Raw genomic sequence first — 14,536 nt, 5'->3', positions numbered from 1 at the left:
TACCCCGAACCACCCGAAGAGACCGCCCAGTTGAGTTGAACCGCCCGCGCGGGTGATACGTCTTCATGCAGTAGGAAGAGCTGCCGCGAAATACCTGCGGATCGACGTCCGTGGGGGAACACTGGACCAACCGAACCGACAACGGGGGGCGGCCATGAGCACGAGCCGCAGGACGACACTCACCACGACGCAGCGAAAGAACCCACCCATGTGCCAGCACCAGCCAGCCTGTCCCACCGCCGACTCCGCCGACCGGGAGGCGGCCCGCCTGATGGCACACCACCCCGAGCAGGGCTGGAGCCTGCTGTGCAACGGGGTCCTGCTCTTCGAGGACACCGGTGAACTGCTGCCGGACGGGCAGATCATCGCTCCGCACCGCCCGCTGACGGCGGGACGCGTCACGACCGCCGCCTGAGGCGGCCGGCGGCGTCGGAGCGCACACGCACCGACCACGTACGAGGCATACGACAAAGGGCCGGCCCGGAGGAGACCTCCGAACCGGCCCTGACTCATGCGCGGTTCACGCTTCAGCCGTCGTATCAGCCATCAGTTGTCATACTCGTCCAGCGGCGGGCAGGAGCAGACCAGGTTGCGGTCACCGAAGGCTCCGTCGATCCGGCGGACCGGCGGCCAGTACTTGTCGGCCGCCGACACACCGGCCGGGAAGACGGCCTCGTCACGGGTGTACGCGTGGTTCCACTCCCCGCCCAGCGCGGCCGCGGTGTGCGGCGCGTTGCGGAGCGGGTTGTCCTCGGCGGGCCACTCACCCGACGCGACCTTCTCGATCTCGGCGCGGATCGCGATCATCGTGTCGCAGAAGCGGTCCAGCTCGGACAGGTCCTCGGACTCGGTCGGCTCGATCATCAGCGTGCCGGCCACCGGGAACGACATCGTCGGCGCGTGGAAGCCGTAGTCGATCAGACGCTTGGCGATGTCGTCGACGCTGACGCCGGTCGCCTTGGACAGCGGGCGCAGGTCGACGATGCACTCGTGGGCGACCAGACCGGCCGGGCCGGTGTAGAGCACCGGGTAGTGCGGCTCCAGGCGCTTGGCGATGTAGTTCGCGGCGAGCACGGCGACCTGCGTCGCGCGCTTGAGGCCCTCGCCACCCATGAGACGCACGTACGACCACGAGATCGGCAGGATGCCGGCGGAGCCCCACGGCGCCGCCGAGATCGGGCCGACGCCGGTCTCCGGGCCCGCGGTGGGCTGGAGCGGGTGGTTCGGCAGGTACGGGGCGAGGTGGGCGCGGACGCCGACCGGCCCGACACCGGGACCGCCGCCGCCGTGCGGGATGCAGAAGGTCTTGTGCAGGTTCAGGTGGGACACGTCGCCGCCGAACTTGCCCGGCTTGGCGAGACCCACCAGCGCGTTGAGGTTGGCGCCGTCGACGTACACCTGGCCGCCGGCCTCGTGGACCTCGGCGCAGATATCGGCGACGTGCTCCTCGAACACACCGTGCGTGGACGGGTAGGTGATCATCAGCACGGACAGCTCGTCGCGGTACTGCTCGATCTTGGCGCGCAGGTCCGCGACGTCGACCTCGCCGTCGTCGGCGGTCTTGACGACGACGACCTTCATGCCGGCCATCACGGCGCTCGCGGCGTTGGTGCCGTGCGCGGAGGACGGGATGAGGCAGACCGTGCGCTGCAGGTCGCCGTTGGCGCGGTGGTACGCGCGGACGGCGAGCAGACCGGCCAGCTCACCCTGCGAACCGGCGTTGGGCTGGATCGACACCTTGTCGTAGCCGGTGACCTCGGCGAGGCGCTCCTCGAGCTCCGTGATGAGCGTCAGGTAGCCCTGCGCCTGGTCGGCCGGGGCGAAGGGGTGCATCTGGCCGAACTCGGGCCAGGTCACCGGCTCCATCTCGGTCGTCGCGTTCAGCTTCATCGTGCAGGAGCCGAGCGGGATCATGCCGCGGTCCAGCGCGTAGTCGCGGTCGGCGAGCTTGCGCAGGTAGCGCAGCATCGACGTCTCGGAGCGGTGTGCGTGGAAGACCGGGTGGGTCAGGTACGCGTCGGAGCGCAGCAGCGCGGCGGGCAGCGCGTCCTCGGTGGCGGCGTCCAGGGCCTCGATGTCGGCGTCTACCCCGAAGGCGCTCCAGACGGCGCCGAGCTGGGCACGCCCAGTGGTCTCGTCGCAGGAGACCGACACGTGGTCGGCGTCGACGAGGTACAGGTTCACCCCGGCCTCACGGGCGGCGGCGACGACCTCGGCGGCCTTGCCCGGCACCCGGACGGTGAGGGTGTCGAAGTACGAACCGTGCACGACCTCGACACCGCCGGCGGTGAGTCCCGCGGCGAGGACGGTGGCGTAGCGGTGGACGCGCTCGGCGATCTGCTTCAGACCGTCGGGGCCGTGGTAGACGGCGTACATGCCGGCCATGACCGCGAGCAGCACCTGAGCGGTACAGATGTTGCTGGTGGCCTTCTCCCGGCGGATGTGCTGCTCGCGGGTCTGCAGCGCCAGGCGGTAGGCCCGGTTCCCGTCGGCGTCGACCGAGACGCCGACCAGGCGGCCGGGCAGCGAGCGGGCGTGCTTGCCCTGGACGGCCATGTAGCCGGCGTGCGGTCCGCCGAAGCCCATCGGAACGCCGAACCGCTGGGTGGTGCCGACGGCGATGTCGGCGCCGAGCTCACCGGGCGAGGTGAGCAGGGTCAGCGCGAGCAGGTCGGCGGCGACGGTGACGATCGCGCCGAGCTCGTGGGCGGCGTCGATGACCGGCTTGATGTCCCGGACGGCGCCGGAGGCACCCGGGTACTGGAGCAGCACGCCGAAGACGCCGCGCTCGGCGACCTCGGCCGGAATGCCGTCGCTCAGGTCCGCGACGACGACCTCGACACCAGTCGGCTCGGCGCGGGTCTCGATCACGGCGATGGTCTGGGGCAGGGCGTCGGCGTCGACGAGGTAGACACCGTTCTTGACCTTGCCGACCCGGCGGGAGAGCGCCATGGCCTCGGCGGCCGCGGTGCCCTCGTCGAGGAGCGAGGCGCCGGAGGTGGGCAGACCGGTGAGGTCGGCGACCATGGTCTGGAAGTTGAGCAGCGCCTCCAGACGGCCCTGCGAGATCTCCGGCTGGTAGGGCGTGTACGCCGTGTACCAGGCGGGGTTCTCCATCACGTTGCGGAGGATGACCGGCGGCGTGAAGGTGCCGTAGTAGCCGAGGCCGATCATGGGGGCGAGGACCTGGTTGCGGTCGGCGAGCGTGCGCAGCTCGGCGAGGACCTCGGCCTCGGTGCGGGCGCCGGGCAGACCCAGCGCCTCGGCGTTCTTGATCACGTCCGGCACGGCGGCGGCCGTGAGCTCGTCGAGGGAGCCGTAGCCGACCTGCGCGAGCATCTTGGCCCGTGCTTCGGCGTCGGGCCCGATGTGCCGCTGCTCGAACGGGATGCCCTGTTCGAGTTCGGAGAGCGGAGTGCGGTTGGCGGTCATGTACGGAGGCCTCCTGGTCGTCACGACCTGCGAGGGGCACCACGGCGTGGGTGCCCGGACGGCCTCCCCCTCTGTCATCTCAACCTGAGAGCTTCACCGGCGCACACCGAAGGGCACGCCGGCTTTCACCGTCGGTGAGAGCGGATGCCGTCACAGCGCCCGCCCTGCTTTCCAGAGTGACCTCGTCCGTGCGGTACGGGGGCCTGAGAGATTCCGGGGAGGATTTGCTCCTTCGGCGCCTCCGAAAGGTTTCTTCGGAGGACTCTCCCGCACGGGGTCGACAGCCACAACCAGCCTACCAGCGCGGTTCCCGCTGCCATCGCTCAAGTGGCCGACATCCCAGATGTGCACTTTCGTAGTCTTGAACACGAGTTGCGACCTGTTGGAGGGACCGTGCAGACCGACGTCGATCCGCGCAGCCTGATCGGCCGCAAGGCATATGACCGCGATGGAAACAAGATCGGCACCGTGGACGAGGTGTACCTGGACGACGCGACCGGCGTACCGGAATGGGCCGCGGTCCGCACGGGCCTGTTCAGCCGGGACGCCTTCGTCCCCCTGGAGCCGAGCGAACTGATCGACGACGCCCTCCACGTCCCGTACGAACGCTCCCTGATCAAGGACGCCCCGGACTTCGGCGTGGGCCGCCACCTCTCCCCGGAGCAGGAACTCCAGCTCTATCGCCACTACGACATCGCCCTCCCGCCGCCCCCTCCGCCGGACCACGACTTCGGCCGCCTGGCGGGCCAGGAGGAGTCCTAGGTCGTGTCCGGCCGTCGACGGCTGCGCACGGGCACGGCCGACGTCGGAGCTGGGCGCACGCCCGCTAGGCGACCGCCGCCGCACCGTCCGCACGCCCCACCAACGGCAGCGGCTCCGCCGCCTCCAGCTCCGGGTCGTCCACGAGAAACGTCCGCACCCGGCCCGGCGCCGACCCCGGCTCCTCGAAACGCACGGTGACCCGCCCCACCCCGCTCCCCTGCACCCACCCGGCGCCGTACACGACATGCCGTACGTCGTGTCCCGGCGCCCACCGCCGCTCGACGGGCGCCTCCGGCTCGGGTGCCTCCGGCTCGGGTGCCTCCACCTCCACGCCCCCGGACGGCTCCGCCGCCTGCGCGAAGAGGTCCTCCTGCGTGTAGTCCGCGAGGCCGCTCACCCCCACCCCCAGCAGCCTCACTCCGCCCGTCGTGTCCACCGCCTCCAGCAGCCGCGCCGCGGCCTCCCGGACCACCACGGGATCGTCCGTCGGCCCCCGGAGCGTCTCCGAGCGGGTGAGCGTCGAGAAGTCGAACCGCCGCACCTTCAGCACGATCGTCCGCCCCGAGTGCCCGGACCCCCGCAGCCTCCGCACACACCGTTCGGCCAGGCGCTCGACCTCCGTGCGGATCCGCACCCGGTCGTGCAGATCCACGTCGAAGGTGTCCTCCACCGAGACCGACTTCGCGTCCCTCTCGGCCACCACGGGTCTGTCGTCGTACCCCTGGGCCATCCGGTACAGCGAGGCCCCGTGCGACCGCCCAAGCAGCCGTACGAGCTCGTCCTCGCCCGCCTCCGCGAGGTCCGACACCGTGGTCATCCCGGCTCGTCGCAGATGCTCCCCCGTCGCCGGCCCGACCCCCGGCAGGATGCGCACCGACTTCGGCCCGAGCAGCTCACGCTCCGTCCCGGGCTCTATGAGCACGAGCCCGTCCGGCTTGGCCTCCTCCGAGGCGATCTTCGCGATCATCTTGGACCCCGCGAGCCCCACCGACCCGCTAAGCCCCGTCGTGGCCAGGATGTCCCTGCGCAGCCGCTCGCCGGTCGCCCGCGCGCTCGCGCTGTCGTCGGCCGCTCCCCCGGCCTCCAGGTCCACGAACGCCTCGTCCAGGCTCAGCGGCTCCACCAGCGGCGAAAGACGCCCCAGCAGCTCCATGACCTGCTCGCTGATCGCCCGGTAGAACGCGAAGCGCGGCACGAGGTAGGCGGCGTTCGGCGCGAGGCGCCGCGCCTGCCCCATCGGCATCGCGGAGTGCACCCCGAAGCGCCGCGCCTCGTACGAGGCGGTGGCGACGACCCCGCGCGGCCCGAGCCCCCCGACGACCACCGGCTTCCCGCGCAGACTCGGCTTCGCCGCCTGCTCGGCGGCGGCGAAGAAGGCATCCATGTCGAGATGCAGGATCGTCGGCGCGGCTCTCACAGTTCCGATGCTGCCCTACGCCACTGACAATCGACCAGCACACCCGTACGGCCGCGCCCGCACCCCTCGACGCCACCACCCCGCACCCCTCGACGCCACCACCCCGCGCGTCTCGGCGCCACGAACCCCGCGCCTCTCAGACCGCCCGGTCCCGCCGCCGTCGCGCCAGCTCGTCCCCCGGGTTGTGCCCGATCAGCGTCTCTCCGGTGTCGACGCGCTCGCCGTGCAGCTGGGAGAGCGCCGCCTCGACGTCCCGCCAGACCACACCAACGGCGATGCCGAAGACACCCTGCCCGCCCTGGAGCAGGTCGACGACCTCGTCCGGCGAGGAGCACTCGTAGACCGTCGCCCCGTCGCTCATCAGCGTCATCCGCTCCAGATCACGGAAGCCGCGGGCACGCAGGTGCTGCACCGCCGCCCGGATGTTCTGCAACGCGACCCCGGTGTCGAGGAACCGCTTGACGATCTTGAGGACGACGACGTCATGAAAGCTGTAGAGCCGCTGCGTCCCCGATCCGTACGCCGGCCGAACGCTCGGCTCCACGAGTCCCGTACGCGCCCAGTAGTCCAATTGGCGGTAGGTGATCCCCGCCGCCGCGCACGCCGTCGGACCGCGATATCCGACCGTCTCCGCACCGGCTTCCGCGCCCTCGCCCGCACCCGCGTCCGTCCCGAGGTCGCCCACACTGCCGTGAAGCGGATACGGACCGCTCTCCCCGGGCGCGCGCCCGAGGGAGCCCCCTGCCGTACCGTCGCCGCTGCTCATCACGCCGACCCTCCGTCCTTGACCTGCCCACACGAAGGTAGGCAGTCACTAGGGGTGCGTCAACGATCGCCACACTCGGCACGCCGAGTGATAATCACCCTGAGAGTGGTTTCCCGTGTCTCTCGTCGGGGAAAGGCTACTCGAATGTGCTGACGCACCCTCGGAGAGCGGGTCACCGGCGGCTGGAAATCACTGGCTGCTGGAACCGAAGTCCTCCGGAGAGATCTGGTCGAGGAATTCGCGGAACTTCTCCACCTCGTCCTCCTGCTCATCCGGAATGGCGATACCGGCGTCGTCCAGGACACCGTCACTGCCGAAGATCGGCGTCCCGGTGCGCAGGGCCAGCGCTATCGCGTCGGACGGCCTGGCGCTCACCTCGACACCACTGGCGAAGACCAGCTCCGCGTAGAAGACACCGTCACGGAGATCCGTGATGCGGACCTCGGTGAGCTCCTGACCCACGGCTTCAAGGACGTCCTTGAAGAGGTCGTGCGTCAGCGGCCTGGCAGGGGCCATGCCCTGCTGGGCGAAGGCGATCGCGGTCGCCTCACCTGGTCCGATCCAGATGGGGAGGTACCGATCGCCTCCCACTTCACGCAGGAGCACGATCGGTTGGTTGGAGGGCATTTCCACCCGGACACCCACAACGTCGAGCTCGTTCACACAGCAACCCTAGGACGTGCTCGGCCGGTTTGGGTAGTCGGGGCCCCTCCAGCTCACTGCACCCGGAGTCCCAGCGCGGTCTGGACCAGTGCCGCGTGGAGCCGTACGGAGAGCCCGGCGAGCTCCTTGGCTGTGGCCTCCGCATGGGCTCTGGTCTGCGGATTACGGTGCCGGCGCAGCGGCGCGACCATCTGTTCGACCAGTCCCGCCTCCCGGTCGGCGGCCGCTTTGACCGCCCGCAGATGCCGCGGTTCCAGACCGAATCTCCCCAGATCCGCGACCAGACGGGCGACGGTGATCGCCTCGGGGTCGTACCCGCCCTCGGCCCCCGGGGCCAGGAGCCCGTACGACTCCCACTCCGCGAGCTCCTCCTCGGTCACCTCCGCGGCGGCGAGCAGCTCCGCCCGGCCCACCCGCGCGGCGGTGGCACGGTCACTCTCGGGATCCCAGGCACCGTCGAGCAGATCCCGCTGCGAACCCGGGGCCGGCAGCTTGACCTGCTCACCCCTGGCCATGGCGTCGAGATGCTCACGGATGACCTTCAGCGGAAGATAGTGGTCCCGCTGCATCCGCAGGATCTGAGCGAGCCGCTCCACGTCCTGCGGGCTGAACTTCCGGTACCCGGAGGCCGTACGCCGGGGCTCGACGAGCCCCTCGGCCTCCAGGAAACGGATCTTGGAGATGGTCACTTCGGGAAACTCGTCGCGCAGCTGACTCAGCACCGTACCGATGCTGACCAGCCGGTCGCCCGCGGTGGCGGTGCCGTGTCCGGCACCGCCCGTCGGTGATCGCAGCATGGACCTTCCCTGAAGGCTTCTCCGGGGCGTTTACACGCCCCGCTGGCTCGAGTAGAAGACCAGGCGGTACTTGCCGATCTGCACCTCGTCGCCGTTGGACAGGACGACCGAGTCGATCGGCTCGCGGTTGACGTACGTGCCGTTGAGGCTGCCGACATCGGCGACGGTGAAGCTGCCGTCCTGCGCCCGGCGGAACTCCACATGACGGCGGGAGACGGTGAAGTCGTCCAGGAAGATGTCGCTCTGCGGGTGACGGCCGGCCGTGGTCAGCTCACCGTCCAGCAGGAAACGGCTGCCCGAATTCGGACCGCGTCGCACCACGAGCAGTGCCGAACCGGCCGGCAGGGCCTCGACCGCCGCCAGCGCCTCGGGAGAGAGGGACGGAAGCGAGGTCTGGCCGGTGACCTCCGCGTCGTAGGCCTCGAGACCCGAGATGGAGATCGTCGACGTCGTCTCGGACGCGCGCTCCACAGGCGCCCCGCCCCGCAGCGGCGTGCCGCAGTGGGAGCAGAAACGGCTGTCCGCGGTGTTGCGGTGACCGCACCTCGTACACACCGGCATGGACGCATCCTCCTGCCGCGGCTGGCCCGCGGAGGTTTGGGTCGCATACGGGTCGGGAGTGAACCCTCCACCCGCACTTGAGGTTGATGGTTCTCCGAAACCTATGCGGCCGGCACCGGCAGGGTCAACAGACGACGCGCCCTGTCCGCCCGGAATGTCACCGCCCCGGTCACCGACCTCGTCGCGGAAGAGCGGGCGCTCGCCGGCCTGCTCCTCGCTCTGGGCATGGCGCGGCGCGCGGTGCTTGGCGTTGCCGCCGTCCTCGCGTGCGCTCTTGCCGAACAACTTCGCAAAAAAACTCACGGGCGATTCCCCTTGACCGAAACAGACCCGCCCGTGGGGCAGGACGAACCCTGAATGAACACACCTGCCGACCCGGACATCCTCACAACGTCCGTATCCTCCGGACAGTTTCCACCACGCACCACGCTTGTGGTGCGGCGACCCCCCGCAACGTCTTGCCCTTGTCGCGCGACCGCCATGCGCCCCCGCGTCACTGCGAGGACGACTGAGCGTAGTCAGGCCGCTTCGCAGGTCGCAAGGCGTCCACAACGATCTTCTGGGAACGGGCCACGGAGGCCGTGGCCTGCTCCTTCTCCAGGGTCTGGACGACTCCGCCGGGGATGTTGAGCGCGGGCTCGAGATCCTCGGGCTTGCCGATGACCTTGAAGACGTACGGAGCGGTCACCTTCGTTCCATCGATCTCTATCGAACCGTCGCCGCCGGAGAAATAACTGTCCGCGACCACGCGTACCTCGTTGACCTGGATCGCCTCGGCACCGGCCGCCCGGAGCTCCTGGATGGCGTCGAGCAGCATGTCGGACTCGACCGCGCCCGCGCCGTCCGAGATCGTCAGGGTGATCCCGGGCCCCTCGGCCGCGACCGTTCCGGCCAGGATGCCGAGCTGCCGCTCCTTCTCCTGGGTCTGCTTGCGCGCCTCTTCGGCCTGGTCCGAGCTGGTCTCCAGCTCCGAGCGCTGGGTCCCGAGCCGGGTCTTCTCGTCCTCCAGGCGCTGCGTGCGGTCGTCGAGCTCGTCGAGGATCCGCACCAGGTCCTCCTGCCGGGCGCCGCGCAGCGCGCTGTTGTCGCTGGTGGAGCGCACCTGGATGGCGAGACCGAGACCGAGGACGAACAGCAGGACGGCGACGATGAGTTGGGCCCTGCTCACCCGCGGCGGCCAGAGCCCCGCGGCCAGCCGCTGCCGTCCGGTCAGCTCCTGCTTCTCACCGACGGCCGGCTCGCCGCTCACCGGCGGCTCGTTCGCGGGCATCTCGTTCGCGGGCATCTCGTTCCGAGGCGTGTCGTCGTCGCTCATCGGCCTCACGCCCGGAAGACGTGCCGCCGGATGGCGGCCGCGTTGGAGAAGATCCGGATGCCGAGCACGACGACGACGCCGGTCGACAACTGCGCGCCCACACCCAGCTTGTCGCCGAGGAAGACGATCAGCGCCGCCACCACCACGTTCGACAGGAAGGAGACCACGAAGACCTTGTCGACGAAGATCCCGTCGAGCATGGCCCGCAGCCCGCCGAAGACCGCGTCGAGGGCGGCGACCACGGCGATCGGAAGATAGGGCTCGACCACCGCCGGAACCTCGGGCCGGACGAACAGTCCGACCACCACTCCCACGATCAGGCCCAGTACGGCGATCAAGATGTGCCCTTCCCTGTGTCGGCCGTGGCCTGTCCGGTGGCCTTGGCCGCCCCGGCTCCCCTCGGCACTGCTGTACGTACGATCAGGCTCGGCGCGGCCGGCAGACGCACCTCGGCCTCGGCCGAGATGCTGGTGCGGATCCCGAAGTTCTCCTGCAGCGCGTGCAGGTACTGTCCGTCGGCGCTGTCCTGGAACGCGGTGCTCAGCCGCCGGCCGTCCCCCACGGCGAGCACCGTGTACGGCGGCACCAGCGGCTTGTTGTCGACCAGTATGGCGTCGCCGGCCGCCCGGATCGCGGAGAGCGAGGTCAGTCGCTGACCGTTGATCGCCACGGCCTCGGCGCCGGACTCCCACAGACCGTTGACGATCCGCTGCATGTCCCGGTCGCGCACCCGGCCGGTGTCGGAGAACCCGCTGCTCTCGCGCGGACCTCCGCCGCCCTGCTCGGTGTCCTTGGCGTCGTCGACGACGAGCTTCACACCCGGACCGCGCACGGGCGTCGCTCCCGAGAGGAGCGCCACGAGCTCGGTCTGGTCGCCGCCGTGCTGCTCCAGCACCTCGCGCTGCCGCTCCCCGACCTCGGCGCGGATCTTCTCGACGTCCTGCTCCAGCCTGACAGCCGCCGCCGTCTCCGCCTCGATCCGGTCGATGAGCTCCTGCCGCTCCTTGGCGACGACCGGCGCGGAGATCCGCGCCTCGGCCGCGCCCACGGTGACCACGGCAGCGGCGAGGACGAGGCCGGCGGCGAGCCCGAGCTTGGCGCGCAGCGTGCGCGGCAGCCCGCCGCCCTCCGCGGCCCGCCGGGCCGACGCCTCCGCGTAGCCGTCGTCGAGAGCGTGGTCCATCACGTTGTTCAGCAGCGACATGGACGCGTCCGGACGCGCGGGCGGTGTTCCGGTGCTCCGAACGGGGTGCTGCTGCGACATGTCGCACATCGTCGCACGTCGGCGGGGCTACCGCCGAATGGCCCCACCGATGAGCCGGGAGGCGTCCCGAGGACGTCTCCCGGCTCATCGGCTCCGAGCTTCAGTGACCTGCGCTGTCCACCACACTCGACCACTCGTCGAGCAGGGCCTGGGCCGAGGTGTCGTCCGGGCCCTCCGCCCACAGATGGGTGACGGCCTCGGCCGGGTCGGGCAGCACCATCACCCAGCGCCCGTCCGCCTCCACCACCCGTACCCCGTCGGTGGTGTCCACGGACCGGTCACCGGCCGCCTCCACCACCCTGCGCATCACCAGGCCCTTGACCGCCCACGGCGTCGCCACATCCCGCTTGAGCACATGGGCCCGCGGGATACGGGCGTCGATCTGGCTCAGCGTGAGCTGCGTCCGCGCGACGAGACCGATCAGCCGTACGAAGGCGGCCGCACCGTCGAAGACGCTGCTGAACTCGGGGATGATGAAGCCACCGCGACCGTCACCGCCGAAGATGGTGGACTCCTCGCGGCCGACCCGGGTGAGGTCGTCCGGCGAGGTCGTCGTCCACTCCACCTGAGTGCCGTGATAGGCGGCGACCTGCTCGGCGATCCTCGTGGTGGTCACGGGCAGCGCCACCCGCCCCGAGCGCCGTTCGGCGGCCACCAGGTCCAGCATGACGAGCAGCGAGCGGTCGTCCTCGATGATCCGGCCCCGCTCGTCGACGAGCGAGAGCCGCTCGCCCACCGGGTCGAACCGCACACCGAACGCCGCCCGCGCCGAGGCCACGATCTCCCCGAGCCGTACGAGCCCTGCCCGCCGCGTCTCGATCGACTCCGTGGGCCGCGACTCGTCGAGCCCCGGGTTGATCGTCAGCGCATCGACCTGCAGCCGGCCGAGCAGGCTGGGAAGGACGAGCCCGGCACTGCCGTTGGAGGCGTCGACGACCACCTTGAGGCCCGCCTCCGCGATCCCGGAGGTGTCGACGTTCCGCAGCAGCGAGCCCGTGTACGAGTCGAAGACGCTCGCCGGAAAGGACAGGTCCCCGATCTCGCCCGGGAACGCCCGCCGGTACTCCTGCCGCGCGAAGACCCGGTCCAGCTTCCGCTGGCCCGCCTGCGACAGATCCGCTCCCCGCTCGTCGAAGAACATGATGTCGACGGAGTCCGGCACACCGGGCGACGTCCGCAGCATGATCCCGCCCGCGCTGCCTCTGGCCGTCTGCTGCCGTGCCACCGGCAGCGGTACGTTCTCCAGGTCGCGTACGTCGATGGCGCTGGCCTGCAGCGCCGAGATCACCGCACGTTTCAGCGCGCGGGCACCCCTGGAGTGGTCACGCGCGGTGGTGACCGTGGACCCCTTCTTCAGCGTGGTCGCGTACGCCCCCGCGAGCCGCACGGCCAGCTCGGGCGTGATCTCCACGTTGAGGATGCCGGAGACCCCGCGCGCCCCGAAGAGGTGGGCCTGACCGCGGGACTCCCAGATGACGGAGGTGTTGACGAAGGCGCCGGCCTCGATCGTCTTGAAGGGATAGACGCGTACGTTCCCCTGCACGATCGATTCTTCACCGACCAGGCATTCGTCCCCGATGACAGCGCCGTCCTCGATGCGGGCGGCCCGCATGACATCGGTGTTCTTGCCGACGACGCAGCCGCGCAGATTGCTCTGGGGGCCGATGTAGACGTTGTCGTGGATGACCGCCTTGTGCAGGAAGGCGCCGGTCTTGACGACGACGTTCGAGCCGATCACGCTGTGCTCTCGGATTTCGGCGCCGGCCTCGACCTTCGCGTAGTCACCGATGTACAGCGGCCCTCGGAGAACGGCGTCGGGATGGACCTCGGCCCCTTCGGCGACCCAGACGCCCGGGGAGATCTCGAAACCGTCGAGTTCGACCTGCACCTTGCCTTCGAGCACGTCGGCCTGCGCCTTGACGTAGCTCTCGTGGGTGCCGACGTCCTCCCAGTAGCCCTCGGCGACATAGCCGTAGATCGGCTTGCCTTCCTTCATGAGCTGCGGAAAGACGTCACCGGACCAGTCGACCGGAACGTCGGCCTCGACATAGTCGAAGACCTCGGGCTCCATGACGTAGATGCCGGTATTCACCGTGTCGGAGAAGACCTGCCCCCAGGTCGGCTTCTCCAGGAAGCGCTCGACCTTTCCTTCCGCGTCCACGATCGTGATACCGAATTCCAGCGGATTGGGCACACGGGTCAGGCAGACGGTGACGAGGGCGCCTTTCTCCTTGTGGAAGGCGATCAGGTCGGTGAGGTCGAAGTCGGTGAGCGCATCGCCGGAGATGACGAGGAAGGCATCGTCCTTCAGTGCCTCCTCGGCGTTCTTGACGCTCCCCGCGGTACCGAGCGGTTTCTCCTCGTTGGCGTACGTGAGCTCCATACCGAGCTCCTCGCCGTCACCGAAGTAGTTCTTGACGAGCGAGGCGAGAAACTGCACGGTGACGACGGTCTCGTTGAGACCGTGCCTCTTGAGCAGTCGCAAGACATGCTCCATGATCGGCCGGTTTGCCACCGGCAGAAGAGGCTTGGGCATGCTTGAGGTCATGGGGCGAAGTCGGGTTCCTTCGCCACCGGCCATCACGACGGCCTTCATGTCGGAAGCGTCCTCCTTCAAGAGACGACGGTCCTGCCGGCTTCACCTGTCCGCTCAGTGACCCTTGCGGCGTCCTCTTTCATGCCGGCGACGCTGCACGGCACGGGAAGGGACGGGTTCAATCGGCCTCGGTATCCGCCTTGACGAGTCGGCGGACCTGGACCACGTAGAGGATCCCTGCCCACCAATAGAGAGTTGTACCCCATCCGGCGAAGGCCCACCCGAAAACTTCAGCGAGTGACGCAAGCCAGCCCGTTCCGTCACTGAGCAGCAGCAGGGGGAAGGCGTACATCAAGTTGAATGTCGCGGCTTTCCCGAGGAAGTTCACCTGCGGCGGCGGATAGCCGTGCCGACGGAGGATTCCCACCATCACCAGCAACATCAGCTCGCGCGCCAAAAGGGCCAGGGCGAGCCAGAGCGGCAGGATCTCCCGCCAGGTCAGCCCGACGAGGGTGGAAAGGATGTAGAGCCGGTCGGCGGCGGGATCGAGGAGCCGGCCGAGCTTGCTGATCTGGTTCCAGCGCCGAGCGAGCTTCCCGTCGAGATAGTCGCTGACACCGCTCAGCATCAGCACCAGCAGGGCCCAGCCATCGCTCTTGGGGCCACCGAACTCGGGACGGAGAATCAGCCACAGGAAGAGGGGCACGCCCAGGAGGCGGGCCATGCTGAGGATGTTGGGGATGGTGAGCACCCGGTCCGTCTGAACGCGAGTCTCCTGGACCTCCACCCGGGGGCCTCCTGTGGGAACGTGCCAACGATGCCCCCTGACCTTACCTTCCGTCATGAGGGAGCGATGCACAGGGGTCGACGGTCCCCGTCTGAACGCAAAAATGCCTCAACCCCCGGACAAAGTCCGGGGGTTGAGGCTAATGATTGTTCGGCGGCGTCCTACTCTCCCACAGGGTCCCCCCTGCAGTACCATCGGCGCTGAAAGGCTTAGCTTCCGGGTTCGGAATGTAACCG

13 protein-coding genes, 1 rRNA gene and 1 riboswitch are annotated in these 14,536 nt (G+C 69.5%); of the genes, 2 read left to right on the top strand and 12 right to left on the bottom strand.

Annotated features, from left to right (window positions below; translation table 11 throughout):
• Positions 1 to 208: 208 nt before the first annotated feature.
• A complete protein-coding gene (locus ACF06X_RS10915; protein ID WP_137990635.1) occupies positions 209 to 415 on the top strand; it encodes a DUF5999 family protein in 207 nt (68 codons plus the stop codon).
• A gap of 131 nt (positions 416 to 546) precedes the next feature.
• Here the strand turns inward: ACF06X_RS10915 and gcvP are convergent, their stop codons facing one another.
• Positions 547 to 3,432 carry an aminomethyl-transferring glycine dehydrogenase gene (gene gcvP, locus ACF06X_RS10910; protein WP_392286927.1) on the bottom strand — a complete coding sequence of 962 codons (2,886 nt, stop codon included), beginning with the start codon at positions 3,430 to 3,432 and terminating at the stop codon, positions 547 to 549.
• A 181-nt stretch (positions 3,433 to 3,613) separates the two neighbouring features.
• Positions 3,614 to 3,712: riboswitch (glycine riboswitch) on the bottom strand.
• Positions 3,713 to 3,825: 113 nt separating this feature from the next.
• On the opposite strand from gcvP, the gene ACF06X_RS10905 reads away from it, so the two are divergent.
• Entirely contained in the window at positions 3,826 to 4,194 is a 369-nt protein-coding gene (locus ACF06X_RS10905) for a PRC-barrel domain-containing protein (protein WP_392286926.1), read from the top strand.
• 64 nt (positions 4,195 to 4,258) lie between these two features.
• On the opposite strand, the gene ACF06X_RS10900 is transcribed toward ACF06X_RS10905, so the two are convergent.
• The 11 genes from ACF06X_RS10900 to rrf all read right to left on the bottom strand — a co-directional run.
• Positions 4,259 to 5,611: a DNA polymerase IV gene (locus tag ACF06X_RS10900; RefSeq protein ID WP_392286925.1), complete on the bottom strand. Its 1,353-nt coding sequence runs from the start codon at positions 5,609 to 5,611 to the stop codon at positions 4,259 to 4,261.
• Positions 5,612 to 5,747: 136 nt separating this feature from the next.
• Entirely contained in the window at positions 5,748 to 6,377 is a 630-nt protein-coding gene (locus tag ACF06X_RS10895) for a MerR family transcriptional regulator (RefSeq protein WP_392286924.1), read from the bottom strand.
• A 189-nt stretch (positions 6,378 to 6,566) separates the two neighbouring features.
• Positions 6,567 to 7,040 (bottom strand): bifunctional nuclease family protein, encoded by a 474-nt coding sequence (locus ACF06X_RS10890; RefSeq protein WP_315894873.1) that lies wholly within the window; start codon positions 7,038 to 7,040, stop codon positions 6,567 to 6,569.
• A 53-nt stretch (positions 7,041 to 7,093) separates the two neighbouring features.
• Positions 7,094 to 7,837, bottom strand: a complete 744-nt coding sequence (locus tag ACF06X_RS10885) for a MerR family transcriptional regulator (protein WP_392286923.1) — start codon at positions 7,835 to 7,837, stop codon at positions 7,094 to 7,096.
• Positions 7,838 to 7,867: 30 nt separating this feature from the next.
• Positions 7,868 to 8,809 (bottom strand): FHA domain-containing protein, encoded by a 942-nt coding sequence (locus ACF06X_RS10880; protein ID WP_392287665.1) that lies wholly within the window; start codon positions 8,807 to 8,809, stop codon positions 7,868 to 7,870.
• Between the two features lie 82 nt (positions 8,810 to 8,891).
• The gene (locus ACF06X_RS10875; protein ID WP_392286922.1) at positions 8,892 to 9,713 is read right to left on the bottom strand and encodes a DUF881 domain-containing protein; all 822 of its coding nucleotides are present in this window, start codon (positions 9,711 to 9,713) and stop codon (positions 8,892 to 8,894) included.
• 5 nt (positions 9,714 to 9,718) lie between these two features.
• Positions 9,719 to 10,051, bottom strand: coding sequence for a small basic family protein (locus tag ACF06X_RS10870; RefSeq protein WP_158985233.1), 333 nt, complete (start codon positions 10,049 to 10,051; stop codon positions 9,719 to 9,721).
• The gene (locus tag ACF06X_RS10865; RefSeq protein ID WP_392286921.1) at positions 10,048 to 10,977 is read right to left on the bottom strand and encodes a DUF881 domain-containing protein; all 930 of its coding nucleotides are present in this window, start codon (positions 10,975 to 10,977) and stop codon (positions 10,048 to 10,050) included. The genes ACF06X_RS10870 and ACF06X_RS10865 overlap by 4 nt, the downstream gene beginning before the upstream one ends.
• Positions 10,978 to 11,077: 100 nt before the next feature.
• Positions 11,078 to 13,573: a sugar phosphate nucleotidyltransferase gene (locus tag ACF06X_RS10860; protein ID WP_392287664.1), complete on the bottom strand. Its 2,496-nt coding sequence runs from the start codon at positions 13,571 to 13,573 to the stop codon at positions 11,078 to 11,080.
• Between the two features lie 118 nt (positions 13,574 to 13,691).
• Entirely contained in the window at positions 13,692 to 14,300 is a 609-nt protein-coding gene (locus ACF06X_RS10855; RefSeq protein ID WP_158985237.1) for a CDP-alcohol phosphatidyltransferase family protein, read from the bottom strand.
• A 148-nt stretch (positions 14,301 to 14,448) separates the two neighbouring features.
• Positions 14,449 to 14,536 (bottom strand): 5S ribosomal RNA (gene rrf / locus ACF06X_RS10850); the annotation flags it as partial.

It is taken from the genome of Streptomyces sp. NPDC015346, from assembly GCF_043078785.1.
In the GTDB taxonomy this organism is placed as follows: domain Bacteria; phylum Actinomycetota; class Actinomycetes; order Streptomycetales; family Streptomycetaceae; genus Streptomyces.
Note: the sequence above shows the minus strand (reverse complement) of the source record. Positions and strands in the feature narration are given on the sequence as shown.